Here is a 13,351-nt window from a genome sequence, read left to right on the forward strand (position 1 = left end):
CGTACGGGGTTGAGGGGTGCGACCCGCCGTTCGCGGGTCGCACCCCTCAGCCATGTCCTACGGGGTCGCGCCCCGCGCGGTCACGTCCGCGGCGGCAGCTTCGGCCGCCGCCGGTCCGGTACGTCCGTGTAGCCGGGCGGCACCGCCGCCGGGTCCTGCTCCAGCAGCTCCAGCGCCAGGTCCACGGCTTCGTCCATCTGCGCGTGCCGTCCCTCCGCCCAGTCCAGCGGGGTCCGCAGGATCGGCAGGTCGGGCTCCACGCCCTGGTTCTCCACGGACCAGCCGTACTCGGGGAACCACGCCGCGTTCATCGGCACCGTGATCACCGTGCCGTCGCCGAGGGTGTGCCGGCCGGTCATGCCGACCACCCCGCCCCAGGTGCGCTGGCCGACGACCGGGCCGAGCCCCAGCAGCTTGAAGGCCGCCGTGATCATGTCCCCGTCGGAGGAGGTCGCCTCGTCGGCCAGCGCCACGATCGGCCCCCGGGGCGCGTTGGAGGCGTAGGAGACCGGCTGCGCGTTGCGCGTCAGGTCCCAGCCCAGGATCGAGCGGGTCAGCTTCTCCACCACCAGCTCGCTGATGTGCCCGCCCGCGTTGCCGCGTACGTCCACGATCAGGGCCGGCTTCGACATCTCCGCCCGCAGGTCGCGGTTGAACTGCGCCCAGCCCGAGCCGCCCATGTCGGGGATGTGCAGGTAGCCGCACCGGCCGCCGCTGCTCTCCCGGACCACCGCGCGGCGTTTGGCCACCCAGTCCTGGTAGCGCAGCGGCCGCTCGTCGATCAGCGGTACGACCGCGACCCGGCGGGCGCGGCCCTGCCCCTCCGCGGGCTCGAAGGTGAGCTCCACGGTGGTGCCGCCCGCGGCGGACAGCAGCGGGTACGGCCCCGCGACCGGGTCCACCGGCCGGCCGTCGACGTGGGTGAGGACCGCGCCCTCCCGGATGCCGGTGCCGGCGAGCGGGGAGCGGGCCTTGGAGTCGGAGGACTCGCCGGGCAGGATCCGGCCGACGACCCAGGCGCCGTCGCGGGGGAAGAGGTTGACGCCGAGCAGGCCGATGGCCCGCTGGTAGTGCGGAGGCCCTTCGTTGCGGCGGGCCGGGGACACGTAGGCGTGCGAGGTGCCGAGCTCGCCGAGCACCTCGCGCATCAGGTCCGCGAACTCGTCGGGGGAGGCCACCCGTTCGACCAGGGGGCGGTACTGGCGCAGCACCCCGGCCCAGTCGATCCCGCACATCTGCGGCTCCCAGAAGTACGCGCGGATCAGCCGCCCGGCCTCCTCGAAGGCCTGGCGCCACTCGGCCGCCGGGTCCACCTCGTGCAGGATGCGCCGCAGGTCGAGGTAGACGGTGGAGTCGGTGTCGCCCGACTCGGTCGCCGGGACCGCGCGCAGATCACCGTCGTCGTTGACGACGAGCCGGGTGCCGTCGCCGCTGACCGCGAACCAGTCCAGCCCGGAGGCCAGTTCCGTCTTGCGGGCCTTGGTGAGGTCGAAGTACTCCAGCGTGGGCTTGCCGCTGGTGTCGGCGGGGTTGGCGAAGGTCTCGCCGAGCGCGCCCGAGATCGGCCAGCGCAGCCAGACCAGACCGCCACCGCTCACCGGGTACAGGGCCGAGTACTTGGAGGCCGACACCGGGAAGGGGGTCACCCGGCTCTCCAGGCCCTCCATCTCCACGGTGACCGCGCCGTCGCCCGACTCCGATTCCCCCTCGACCGGGTCGAGTCCGCCCGCCGCCGGACGCCCGTCGGGGGAGAACGCGAAGGGGGAGGGGGTGGCCGAGGAGAGCGGCACCAGGTACGGGCGGCAGCCCAGCGGGAAGGACAGGTCGCCGGTGTGCACGTCGTAGACCGGGTCGAAACCGCGCCACGACAGGAAGGCGAGGTAGCGCCCGTCCCGGGTGAAGACCGGGTTCTCGTCCTCGAAGCGGCCGTTGGTCACGTCCACGACCGTGTGCGCACCGGGGCCCGAGATCCGGGCCATCTTGATCTGGCGCAGCGAGCGGCCGACGCCCGGGTGCGACCAGGTCAGCCAGCAGCCGTCGGGGGAGAAGGCGAGGTCGGTGACGGGCCCGTTGTCGGACCGGACCAGCTCGCTGGCCTCCCCGTTGGACTCCTCGGTCGCGTCGATGAGCAGCAGCCGGCCGTCATTGGAGGCGATCGCGAGCCGCTCACCCTCCGGATCGGAGAGCAGCTCCAGTACGCGGCCCAGCGCGCCCGAGGCGAGCCGGCGCGGCTCCCGGTCCCCTGAGGCCCGGGGCAGGTAGGCGATCTCGATCGCGTCCTCGCCCTCCGCGTCCGTCACGTACGCCACCTGCCCGCCGCTGCCGAGCATCTCGGGCAGCCGCACCCGGACGCCCGGGGTGTCGGCGATGGTGCGGGCGGGCCCGTCGCGGTGCGTGAGCCAGTACAGGCTGCCGCGCACGACGACGGCGCTGGCCCGCCCTGTGGCGTCCACGGAGAGGGAGTCGACGTGACTGGCGGCCGGGACCTGGTAGGTGCGGCGCCCCGCGCGGGGGCCGCCGAGGCGAACCTCCAGCTTGCGCGGGGAGGCGCCTTCGGCCAGGGACTCCACGATCCACAGGTCGCCGGCGCACTGGTAGACCACCCGGGAGCCGTCGCTGGAGGCGTGCCGGGCGTAGAACTCCTCGTGGTCGGTGTGCCGTCGCAGGTCCGTGCCGTCGGGCAGGCAGGAGTAGAGGTTGCCGATGCCCTCGTGGTCGGAGAGGAAGGCGATGCGGCCCCCCACGAACATCGGGGAGTCCAGGTGCCCCTCGATGCCCTCCAGCAGCCGCTCGCCGTGCAGCCACAGCCGGCCGGTGGCGCCACCGCGGTAGCGCTTCCAGGCGGCGGGCTCGTGCGGTGGCTTGCCGGACAGCAGCAGGGTGCGCCGCTCGCCCGGGGCGCCGTCCCCGTCCGGGGGGTCTTCGTGCACGGCGATGTCGGAGACGGGCCCCCACGGGAGGCGGCCGCCGGGGCTGCCGTCCGTCGGCAGGCTGTAGGCCCAGGAGTAGTAGGAGAAGGGCTGGGCGTGCGAGGAGACGGCCAGGATGTCGCTGCGGCCGTCCTTGTCGGGCGGGGTCCAGCCGCAGACCCGGGTGTCGGTGGAGCCCCAGTAGCTGAGGCGGCGGGCCGGGCCGCCCGCGACGGGGGCGAGGTGGATCTCGGGGTCGAGGCTGCGCCAGGTGGTGAAGGCGATGTGCTTGCCGTCGGGGGAGAAACGGGGGTGGCCCACCCGGGTGCGGTCGACGGTGATCCGCCAGGCCCGGCCCGCGGGCTCTCCGGGCGGAACCAGGGGAGCCACCCAGAGGTCGTCCTCGGTGGCGAAGCACAGCAGATCGTCGTGGAGATGGGGGAACCGGAGGTACGCCGCGTCGTGACTCACACCCCAATGCTTTCCGCGCGGAGGGGGGCTGGCAACTCGTACAGGTGATCCATGGGCGTGCCGGCGGGCGTGGCGCGGGGTGGGCGGCGCGTGACCGACACCACTCCCAGAGCGAAACGGAACGGTTTCGTTTCGCTTGGCGCAGGGGTATGGTCTAACCGTACGAAACAGTTTCGTTCGGTTGGGCAAGGTCGGGAGGAGACGCGAGATGGTCGAAGAAGTCATGTCGCGCCGCAGCCGGATCACCCCCGAGCGGGAAGCCGAACTCCACGGGGCGGTCCTCGACCTCCTGCGCGAGGTCGGCTACGAGGCGCTGACCATGGACGCGGTCGCCGCCCGTACCAAGTCCAGCAAGGCCACCCTCTACCGCCAGTGGGGGAGCAAGCCCGAGCTGGTCGCCAAGGCCCTGCGGTGCACCCAGCCGGTCTCCCTGCGGGAGATCGACACGGGCACCCTCCGCGGGGACTTCGCGGTCATGGTCCAGAACTCCGACGACGCCCAGATGGCGAAGGACACCGCTCTGATGCGGGGCCTGACCCATGCGGTCCACGAGAGCCCCGAGCTCCACAAGGCGCTGCGGGAACTGCTGGTCGACCCGGAGATCACCGGTCTGCAGGTGATGCTGCAGCGTGCCGTGGACCGGGGCGAGATCGCCCCGGACTGTCCGGCCCTGGCCTTCGTGCCGCACATGCTCATCGGGGCGTTCATCGCGCTCCCGCTCATCGAGGACCGGTCCGTGGACCGGCGCTTCCTCGGTGACTTCGTCGACGCCGTGGTCTTCCCCGCCCTCGGCGTCTGATCCCCCCTCCCCAGGGGGGAATCCGCACCGTCCCCGCGCTCGATTCCTGCTGCTCCTGACACGCCGCTCTCGTCGTCGGACCGGCATTCCATGCCCTGATCCATCCCACGACCCGAACGGGAGAACCACCGACGTGGCCACCTTCCTCTACCGACTCGGCAGGGGCGCCTTCAGGCGCCGCCGATTCGTCGCCCTCGTCTGGGTTGCGCTGCTGTTCGCCGCCGGTTTCGGCGCGGCCTCGGCATCCGCACCCACCTCAGGCTCGTTCTCCATACCCGGCACGGAGGCCCAGAAGGCCTTCGACCTGCTGGACAAGCGCTTCCCGGGGATGGCCGCCGACGGCGCCACCGCCCGCATCGTGATCAAGGCCCCGGCCGGCGAGAAGGTCGACTCCGCCGCCGTCAAGCCGCAGGTCGAGAAGATCGTCAGTGACCTGAAGGACGGCCCGGGCAAGGACCAGATCTCCTCGGTCACCAGCCCGTACGAGGCCAAGGCCGTCAGCCAGGACGGCTCCACCGCGTACGTGAGCGTCAAGTACAAGGTCAGCGGCATGGAGCTGACGGACGCCACCCGCGACGCGCTCAAGGATTCCGGTGCGGCCGCCAAGGCCGACGGCCTGAACGTCCAGATCGGCGGCGACGCCCTGATGGCCGCCCCCGAGACGGGCTCCGGCGAGATCATCGGCATCGCGATCGCCGCGATCGTCCTCGTCATCACCTTCGGCTCGCTCATCGCGGCGGGTCTGCCGCTGCTGACCGCGCTGATCGGCGTGGGCATCGGCATCTCCACCATCACCGCGCTCGCCAACGTGCTGGACCTCGGCTCCACCACCTCCACCCTCGCGATGATGATCGGCCTCGCCGTCGGCATCGACTACGCCCTCTTCATCGTCTCCCGCTACCGCGCGGAGCTCGCCGAGGGCCGCGAGCGTGACGAGGCCGCCGGCCGGGCCGCCGGAACCGCCGGTTCCGCTGTGGTCTTCGCCGGTCTGACCGTGGTCATCGCCCTCGTGGGCCTGTCCGTGGTCAACATCCCGATGCTCAGCAAGATGGGCTTCGCCGCCGCCGGCACCGTGGTCATCGCCGTCCTCGTCGCCCTGACGCTGGTCCCGGCCATCCTCGGATTCGCCGGCAAGAAGGTGCTGCCCGCCGGTACGAAGAGCAAGCTGTTCGGCAAGGGCAAGCCGGCCGCCGAAGGCGCCGAACCCAAGGCCAACGGCGGCACCCGCTGGGCCCGCTTCATCCTGCGCCGCCCCGTCATGGTGCTGCTCGCGGGCGTGATCGGCCTCGGCATCATCGCCATCCCGGCGAGCAAGCTGGAGATGGGCCTCCCGGACGACGGCGCCCAGCCGGTGTCCACCACCCAGCGCCAGGCGTACGACCTGCTCTCCGAGGGCTTCGGCCCCGGCTTCAACGGCCCGCTGATGGTCGTCGTGGACGGGGACAAGGCGCTCGCCGACAAGACGGTCGACCGCATCAAGGGCCTGGACGGCGTGGCCGCGGTCATGCCGCCCGTGCAGAACGAGGCCAAGGACGCCGCCGTCATCACGGTCGTCCCGAAGGACCGGCCGTCCTCCGCGGAGACCGAGGACCTGGTCCATCAGATCCGCGCGGGCAGCGGGGGCAAGGGCGACGTGCTCGTCACCGGCGCCACCGCGATGAACATCGACTTCTCGCAGAAGATGAACGACGCTCTGCTGCCCTACCTGGCACTCGTCGTCGGCCTCGCCTTCCTGCTCCTGATGCTCGTCTTCCGCTCCGTCCTGGTCCCGCTCAAGGCGGCCCTCGGCTTCCTGCTCTCGGTGGTCGCCGCCCTCGGCGCCGTCGTCGCGGTCTTCCAGTGGGGCTGGCTCGGCTCGCTCTTCGGGGTGGAGCAGACCGGCCCGATCATGTCGATGATGCCGATCTTCATGGTGGGCGTGGTCTTCGGCCTGGCCATGGACTACGAGGTCTTCCTGGTCACCCGCATGCGTGAGGCGTACGTCCACGGCGAGCGGCCGGGCCAGGCCGTGGTGACCGGGTTCCAGTACAGCGCCCGGGTGGTCGTGGCCGCGGCCGTCATCATGATCGCGGTGTTCTCGGGCTTCATCGGCGCCAGCGAGCAGATGGTCAAGATGATCGGCTTCGGTCTGGCCGTCGCCGTCTTCTTCGACGCGTTCGTCGTCCGGATGACCATCGTCCCGGCCGTCCTCGCGCTGCTCGGCCACAAGGCCTGGTGGCTGCCGAAGTGGCTGGACCGGATCCTGCCGAACGTGGACGTGGAGGGCGAGAGCCTGCGCAAGCACCTCGGGGATTCTGCGGACGACTCCGACGGCTCCGACGGCCCGGACAAGGACCGCGAGCTGGTCAACGCCTGACCGGCAGCGCCCAGTACGCAGGAACGGCCCCGCACCGGATGGTGCGGGGCCGTTCCCGTGTGCGCGCTGCCGTGTGTGCGCTGCCGCGTGCCCGGGCCGGTGGGGCCGGGCGGGCCGGTCGGACCGCTCGGACCGGGCTGGGCCTAACGGGTGGCCGCGGGCGCGGGCGCGTACGTACGGCGCAGGAAGCGGCGCAGCCCGGCGATGTCGAACTGGACCACCGCGACGCCGTCGGGGGAGTGGAACTCGACCACGGCCTGCACGCGCCCGCAGGGCCAGACGCGTACGTCACCGGTCCCGGTCGGCGCCTGGAGACCGGCCTCCAGGAGGGCGCGGGGGAAGACCCACTCGTTGTCGGTGCCCTGGGGGGACAGATCGGCGGGGAAGACGATCCGTACGGCCAGTGGCTCGTCGGGGACGAAGCGCAGGGAGACCGGAATGGCGCGGTAGAGCGGGTCGTCGGTGATGACCCGGGCGCGCACGCGTTCCTCGACGAGGGGTGCCGTGGCACTGGCGGACGGATTCTCGGCGGTGGCTGACATCGACAAGACTCCTCGAATCGGAACATTTACTTCCGTATTGCCCCCAGCCTCGCACATTCCCACGAATCCGCGCGGACCTATTTGTGACGCCTGCGCTCTTGCCAACGATTCGCAATTAGGCCCTATTCTTGAACGGTTAAAGACCTTGTCAGCTCAGGCCCCAGCTCAAGGCCCCAGCTCAAGGCCCCAGCTCAACGGACCGCAGGAAGCGGAGCAGAACCATGCATGTGCCCGACGGCTTCATCGATGCCCCCGTGTCCATCGCCGCAGGTGTCGCCGCCGCCGGAGCCGTGGCGGTCAGCCTCCGCGGCGCCCGCCGGGAGCTCGACGAGCGCACCGCCCCGCTCGCCGGCCTCGTCGCCGCCTTCATCTTCGCCGTCCAGATGCTGAACTTCCCCGTCGCCGCCGGGACCAGCGGCCACCTGCTGGGAGGCGCGCTCGCCGCGATACTCGTCGGCCCCTACACGGGCGTGCTGTGCGTCTCCGTGGTCCTGCTCATGCAGGGCGTCCTCTTCGCCGACGGAGGCCTGACCGCCCTCGGCGTCAACGTCATGAACATGGCCGTCGTCACCGTGGTCGTCGCCTACGCCGTCTTCCGCGGCCTGGTGAAGCTGCTGCCCGACAGCCGCCGCTCGGTCACCGTCGCCGCCTTCGCCGGAGCCCTGCTCTCGGTCCCCGGCGCCGCCGTCATGTTCACCCTCTTCTACGCGGTGGGCGGCACCACCGACGTGCCGCTGACCAAGGTCTTCGGCGCCATGGTCGGCGTCCACGTCCTCATCGGCATCGGCGAGGCCGCCATCACCGCCGCCACCGTCGGCGCCGTGATCGCGGTACGCCCCGACCTCGTGCACGGCGCCCGCGGCCTGTCCGCCCCGCTGAAGCTGCGCGTCGGCGGCGAACTCGTCGACGCCCCCGCCGCCGCCCCGGCCCCGGCTCCGGCCGGCCTCGCCGCCCGCTCCACGAAGCCCGTCTGGATCACCGGCCTGGTCACCGCGCTGGCCCTGGCCGGCTTCGTCTCCTACTACGCCTCCGCCAGCCCCGACGGCCTGGAGAAGGTCGCCGCCGACAAGGGCATCGACCAGAAGGTCACCGAGCACGCCGCCGCGGACTCCCCGCTCGCCGACTACAGCGTCAAGGACGTCTCCGACGCCCGCCTCTCCGGCGGCCTCGCCGGGGTCATCGGCGTCGGTGCGACCGTCGTGGTGGGCACCGGGATCTTCTGGACCGTCCGGCGTCGCCGCGCCGCCGACCTGACGGCCGCCTCCACGGCCGTACCGGTCGCCTGACATGGGCGCGGGCCACGCCCACAAGCTCTACCGGCACGGGCACTCCCCGGTCCACGACCTGCCGCCGCACTGCAAGCTCGCCGCGACCTTCGCCTTCGTGGTGGTCGTCGTGTCCACACCGCGCGAAGCGGTGTGGGCCTTCGGCCTGTACGCCCTCCTCGTCGCCGCGGCCGCGGCCGTGGCCCGGATCCCGGCCGGCTTCCTGCTGCGCCGGCTCCTGATCGAGGTGCCCTTCGTCGCCTTCGCCGTCCTGATGCCCTTCGTGGCCGAGGGCGAGCGGGTGCAGTTCCTCGGCATGTCGCTCAGCGTCTCCGGCCTCTGGGGCGCCTGGAACGTGCTGGCCAAGGGCACCCTCGGGGTGGCCGCGTCCGTACTGCTCGCCTCCACCACCGAACTGCGGGCCCTGCTGCTGGGCCTGCAGCGGCTGAGGCTGCCGCCGCTGCTCGTCCAGATCGCCTCGTTCATGATCCGGTACGGCGACGTCATCACCGACGAGCTGCGCCGGATGTCCATCGCACGGCGCTCCCGCGGCTTCGAGGCGCGCGGGATCCGGCACTGGGGCGTCCTCGCCAAGACGGCCGGAGCCCTGTTCATCCGCTCCTACGAGCGCGGCGAGCGGGTCTACCTCGCGATGGTCAGCCGCGGCTACGCCGGCTCCATGCCGGTGATCGACGAAGTGGCCGCCACCCGCACCCAGTGGGCGTACGCGGCCGCACTCCCGGTGACGGCACTCGCCGTCTGTCTGATGGGATGGACGTTGTGAACGCACCCTCTCTGGAAGTCTCCGGCCTCGCCTACGCCTACCCCGACGGCCACCAGGCCCTCTTCGGGGTCGACCTGACCGTCGGGCACGGCGAACGGGTGGCACTGCTCGGCCCCAACGGCGCCGGCAAGACCACGCTCGTGCTCCACCTCAACGGCATCCTCGCCGGCGGCGTCGGCTCGGTGAGCGTGGCCGGGCTGCCCGTGGAGAAGCGGAACCTCGCCGAGGTCCGCCGCCGGGTCGGCATCGTCTTCCAGGACCCCGACGACCAGCTGTTCATGCCGACCGTGCGGGAGGACGTGGCCTTCGGCCCGGCCGCCGCCGGGATGCGCGGCGCCGAGCTGGAGGAGCGGGTGCGCGGCGCCCTGGAACAGGTCGGCATGGCCGCCTTCGCGGACCGGCCCCCGCACCACCTGTCCTTCGGGCAGCGCCGCCGGGTCGCGGTGGCGACCGTACTGGCCATGCGCCCCGAGATCCTCGTGCTCGACGAGCCGTCCTCCAACCTGGACCCGGCGTCGCGGCGGGAGCTCGCGGACATCCTGCGCTCGCTGGACGTCACCGTGCTGATGGTGACCCACGACCTGCCCTACGCGCTGGAGCTCTGCCCGCGCGCGGTGATCCTCAGCGAGGGGACCATCGTGGCCGACGGGCGGACGCAGGACGTGCTGTGCGACGAGGAGCTGATGCGCGCGCACCGGCTGGAGCTGCCCTTCGGCTTCGACCCGCGCTCGGTCGCGGTGGCATAAGCGCCGGTCGGAGGTTGTTGGACCGGCCGTGGACATCCAGGGTGTGGTGGCGGAGGGCTTCGAGCCCGTCAGGGACGCGTTCGTACGCAACTTCCAGGTGCTCGGGGACCGCGGCGCGGCCGTGGCCGTGTACCGCGACGGGCGCAAGGTCGTGGACCTGTGGGGCGGCACCAAGGACGCCGACGGCACGGAGCCGTGGGCCGAGGACACCGCGCAGATCGTCCGCTCCGCGACCAAGGGCGTGGCCGCCGCCGTCCCGCTCCTGCTCCAGCAGCGCGGACTGCTCGACCTGGACGCGCCGGTCGGGTCGTACTGGCCGGAGTTCAAGGCCGGCGGCAAGGAGCGGGCCCGGGTCCGGGACCTGCTCGCGCACCGCGCGGGAGTTCCGGCCCTGGACCGCGGACTGACCGTGGCCGAGGCCGCCGACGGGGTCTCCGGGCCGCGCGCGGTCGCCGCCCAGCGCGCCTTCTGGGAGCCCGGCACCGAGCACGGCTACCACGCGCAGACGTTCAGCTGGCTGCTGTCCGAGCTGGTGCTCCGGGCGACCGGCCGCTCGCTCGCGGGCATCCTGGCCGAGGAGATAGCGGAGCCGCTGGGCCTGGACTTCTGGATCGGCCTGCCCGAGACGGAGGCCCACCGGGTGGGGCGGGTGGCGCCCGTCGAGCCGCCGGAGAGCGCGGGGATGCTCAGGACCCGGCCGAGGCGAAACGTTTCCGAGGCCTACGCCGATCCGGACTCCCTCACCCGCCGCGCCTTCGCGGCCATCGACCCCCTGCCCGACGAGAACGACCCCGCCTACCGCGCGGCCGAACTGCCCGCCTCGGCCGGCATCGGCACGGCCCGCGCCCTGGCCCGCTTCTACGCCGCCACCATCGGGGTGGTGGAGGACGGCGCGCGGATCTTCACCCCGGCCACCACCGCGCTCGCCGGCAAGGAGTTCTCCTCCGGCCCGGACCGGGTGCTGGTGGTCAACACGCGCTTCGGACCCGGCTACATGCTGCACGGCCCGGCCTCGCCGCTGCTGTCCCCGGCCTCCTTCGGGCACCCGGGTCGCGGTGGCTCGCTCGCCTTCGCGGACCCGGAGGCGGGCATCGGCTTCGGCTACGTCACCAACGCGCACGCGAAGTCGGTCACCGCCGACCCCCGCGCCCAGGCACTGGTCCGCGCCCTGCGCTCGGCGCTGTGACCGCTCAAATGTCTCGCCCGGCCGGCGGGCGCCGCGTTAGCGTGCCCGCATGACGACCACCACGCACCCCCTCTTCGCCGAAGCCCTGGCCGCCCTGGGGCTCGAACCGGACGTACGCAGCTTCCCCGACGGCACCCGCACCGCCGCCGACGCGGCCGCCGCGATCGGGTGCGAGCTCAGCCAGATCGTGAAGTCGCTGATCTTCGCGGCCGACGGGGTGCCCGTCCTGGTCCTCATGGACGGGGCCTCGCGCGTGGACGTGGAGGTGGTGCGCCGCGAGCTCGGCGCGGGCGCCGTGACCCGGGCCGACGCGGCCCTGGTCCGGGAGACCACGGGCTACGCCATCGGTGGTGTCCCGCCCTTCGGGCACCGCACCCGCACCCGGGTCCTCGCGGACCGTTCCCTGCTGGCCCACGAGGTGGTCTGGGCGGCGGCCGGGACCCCGCACACGGTGTTCCCGATGGCCCCGGGCGAGCTGATCCGCCACGCGGGGGCCGCACTGGCCGACGTACGGGAGAAATGAGCGCGGCCGGCCGCGAGGGGTGAGCTCGGGCCTCCGGGGGCGGTGAGCGCGGGCCTCCGGGGCGGTGACCGTCCCGGGGACCGCCCCTCAGCCCGCGTTCAGTACGGCCGCCACGATCGGGCCGGCCGCGTCGGCGCCGTGGCCGCCGCCCTCGACGAACGCCGCGGCCGCCACGTCCCCGCTGAAGCCGGTGAACCAGCTGTCCGGGTTCTGCGCGCCGTCGACCTCCGCCGAGCCGGTCTTCGCACCCTTGTCGGAGCCGCCGACCGAGGCCATCGCGCCCCGGGCCGTCCCGTCCGTGGCGGTCAGCTTCATCATCCGGACCAGCTGCGCCGCCACCGCCGGCTTCATCCGCCGGGAGGCCTTCGCGAGCTGGCGGCCGTCCATCGAGGCGTCGACGACGACCGGCTGACGGAACACCCCGGTCCGCGCGGTCGCCGTGATCGAGGCCATGGTCAGGGGGTTCATCTGGATCTGCCCCTGGCCGATGTACGCGGCGGCCGCCGCCGGACCGGTGGCGTCCGGGACCTTGCCGTCGACGGTGGGCACCCCGACCTTCCACTCGACGCCGATGCCGAAGACCTCCAGGGCCTCCTTCGGGAGGGCGTCGATGTCGTGGACCGGCTTGATCTGCTTGATGAAGGCGGTGTTGCAGGACTGGGCGAAGCTCGTCGCGAAGGTCTCGTTGTCGAGCTTGAAGCCCTTGAGGTTCTTGAAGGTCCGGCCCTCCCAGGACACCTCCGGCGGACACTCGGCGACCTTGTCCGCCGACACCAGCCCCCGGTCCAGCAGCATCGCCGCGGTCACGATCTTCATCGTGGAGCCGGGCGCCCGCCCGCCGCTGATGGACGCGGGGAAACCGTCCCCGCGGTGGTCGGCGATGGCCAGGACGTCCCCGGTGCTCGGCTGGACCGCCACCACCGACGCCTGCGGGAACTTCAGGACCGCCTTCTCGGCAGCCGCCTGGACGTCCGCGTCCAGGACGGTCTCGATCCGCCCCGGCGTGCCCTCCACCAGCGTCAGCAGGCTCCGCCGCGGGGCGTCCTGGGCGGCCGGTTCGATCCACAGTTCGGCGCCGCTCGCGCCGCCCAGCTTCTTCCCGTACGTCGTGCGCAGGCTGTCGAGCACCGGGCGCAGCGACGGGTACTTCTCGGCCGTCAGCTCCTTGCCGTTGCGGTCCACGGCCTTGACGGGCGGGCTGGCCGGGGCGCCGCCGCGCAGCTTCTCGCCCTTCTGGAGCTGCGGGTGGAGCACCGAGGGCTGCCAGTCGACGAGCGGCAGCCCGGAGGTGTTGCCGCGGACCACGGTGAGCTTGGACTCGTAGACGAGGGGCTTGGTGACCCCCTCGTACGTCACCTCCGCCGCGACGGAGTACGCCACCGTGGTCCCGGTCTGCGCGCCGGGGGTGATGGCGACCTTGGACACGTAGGCCTTGTTCCTGAAGTCGCCCAGGGCGCCCTGGGCCTCCGCCGGGTTGTTCGTCAGATCGGCCCCGGCCCGCGCGTCCCCGGCCGACCACGCGGCGAAGAACGCCCTGGCGGTCTGCGCCGCGTCCTTGTCGCTGACCGGCCCGCTGCCCTTGGCGGGGGCAGCGGGTCCGGCGGCGCTCGTGCTCTTGCCGCCGTCCGCGCCGCCGTCCCCCACCAGCGCGTACACCCCGTATCCCGCTCCGCCCAGCATCGCGAGGAATGCCCCGCCGACGATGGCGCCCTTTGCGGCCCCGTTCATTCCACTGTCCCCATCCCCCGTGCCACGCCCCCCGGTCATGAA

10 protein-coding genes are annotated in these 13,351 nt (G+C 72.6%); 7 read left to right on the forward strand and 3 right to left on the reverse strand.

The annotated features are described in order from the left end of the window. Positions 1-80: 80 nt before the first annotated feature. Positions 81-3,380 (reverse strand): S41 family peptidase, encoded by a 3,300-nt coding sequence (locus OG904_RS17710; protein WP_405492046.1) that lies wholly within the window; start codon positions 3,378-3,380, stop codon positions 81-83. Between the two features lie 208 nt (positions 3,381-3,588). On the opposite strand from OG904_RS17710, the gene OG904_RS17715 reads away from it, so the two are divergent. Both OG904_RS17715 and OG904_RS17720 read left to right on the forward strand, forming a co-directional pair. Next, positions 3,589-4,179: a TetR/AcrR family transcriptional regulator gene (locus tag OG904_RS17715; RefSeq protein WP_405492048.1), complete on the forward strand. Its 591-nt coding sequence runs from the start codon at positions 3,589-3,591 to the stop codon at positions 4,177-4,179. 133 nt (positions 4,180-4,312) lie between these two features. Continuing rightward, complete coding sequence (locus OG904_RS17720) at positions 4,313-6,535, forward strand: MMPL family transporter (RefSeq protein ID WP_405492050.1); 2,223 nt, start codon at positions 4,313-4,315, stop codon at positions 6,533-6,535. Positions 6,536-6,678: 143 nt separating this feature from the next. On the opposite strand, the gene OG904_RS17725 is transcribed toward OG904_RS17720, so the two are convergent. Further along, on the reverse strand, positions 6,679-7,077 hold the full coding sequence (locus OG904_RS17725) for an SsgA family sporulation/cell division regulator (RefSeq protein WP_405492052.1): 399 nt from the start codon (positions 7,075-7,077) through the stop codon (positions 6,679-6,681). A gap of 221 nt (positions 7,078-7,298) precedes the next feature. On the opposite strand from OG904_RS17725, the gene OG904_RS17730 reads away from it, so the two are divergent. From OG904_RS17730 to OG904_RS17750, 5 genes are read left to right on the forward strand one after another with little or no spacing between them, the layout of a single operon-like run. Beyond that, complete coding sequence (locus OG904_RS17730) at positions 7,299-8,363, forward strand: energy-coupling factor ABC transporter permease (RefSeq protein WP_405492054.1); 1,065 nt, start codon at positions 7,299-7,301, stop codon at positions 8,361-8,363. A 1-nt stretch (position 8,364) separates the two neighbouring features. Continuing rightward, positions 8,365-9,126 carry a cobalt ECF transporter T component CbiQ gene (cbiQ, locus tag OG904_RS17735; protein WP_405492056.1) on the forward strand — a complete coding sequence of 254 codons (762 nt, stop codon included), beginning with the start codon at positions 8,365-8,367 and terminating at the stop codon, positions 9,124-9,126. After that, complete coding sequence (locus tag OG904_RS17740; protein ID WP_405492058.1) at positions 9,114-9,872, forward strand: energy-coupling factor ABC transporter ATP-binding protein; 759 nt, start codon at positions 9,114-9,116, stop codon at positions 9,870-9,872. Before cbiQ ends, OG904_RS17740 begins: the two co-directional genes overlap by 13 nt. 28 nt (positions 9,873-9,900) lie before the next feature. Further along, complete coding sequence (locus OG904_RS17745) at positions 9,901-11,058, forward strand: serine hydrolase domain-containing protein (protein ID WP_405492060.1); 1,158 nt, start codon at positions 9,901-9,903, stop codon at positions 11,056-11,058. Between the two features lie 49 nt (positions 11,059-11,107). Further along, positions 11,108-11,581 (forward strand): YbaK/EbsC family protein, encoded by a 474-nt coding sequence (locus OG904_RS17750; RefSeq protein ID WP_405492062.1) that lies wholly within the window; start codon positions 11,108-11,110, stop codon positions 11,579-11,581. Between the two features lie 87 nt (positions 11,582-11,668). Here OG904_RS17750 and OG904_RS17755 read toward each other — a convergent pair whose 3' ends face one another. Beyond that, positions 11,669-13,309, reverse strand: a complete 1,641-nt coding sequence (locus OG904_RS17755) for a penicillin-binding transpeptidase domain-containing protein (RefSeq protein WP_405492064.1) — start codon at positions 13,307-13,309, stop codon at positions 11,669-11,671. Between the last annotated feature and the right edge of the window lie 42 nt (positions 13,310-13,351).

This window comes from Streptomyces sp. NBC_00096 (assembly GCF_045041305.1).
In the GTDB taxonomy this organism is placed as follows: domain Bacteria; phylum Actinomycetota; class Actinomycetes; order Streptomycetales; family Streptomycetaceae; genus Streptomyces.

Coding starts and splice junctions, on each gene's coding strand:
- cbiQ (WP_405492056.1), top strand. CDS start 8,365: ATGGGCGCGGGCCACGCCCACAAGCTCTACCGGCACGGGCACTCCCCG.
- OG904_RS17715 (WP_405492048.1), top strand. CDS start 3,589: ATGGTCGAAGAAGTCATGTCGCGCCGCAGCCGGATCACCCCCGAGCGG.
- OG904_RS17725 (WP_405492052.1), bottom strand. CDS start 7,077: ATGTCAGCCACCGCCGAGAATCCGTCCGCCAGTGCCACGGCACCCCTC.
- OG904_RS17750 (WP_405492062.1), top strand. CDS start 11,108: ATGACGACCACCACGCACCCCCTCTTCGCCGAAGCCCTGGCCGCCCTG.
- OG904_RS17740 (WP_405492058.1), top strand. CDS start 9,114: ATGGACGTTGTGAACGCACCCTCTCTGGAAGTCTCCGGCCTCGCCTAC.
- OG904_RS17730 (WP_405492054.1), top strand. CDS start 7,299: ATGCATGTGCCCGACGGCTTCATCGATGCCCCCGTGTCCATCGCCGCA.
- OG904_RS17755 (WP_405492064.1), bottom strand. CDS start 13,309: ATGAACGGGGCCGCAAAGGGCGCCATCGTCGGCGGGGCATTCCTCGCG.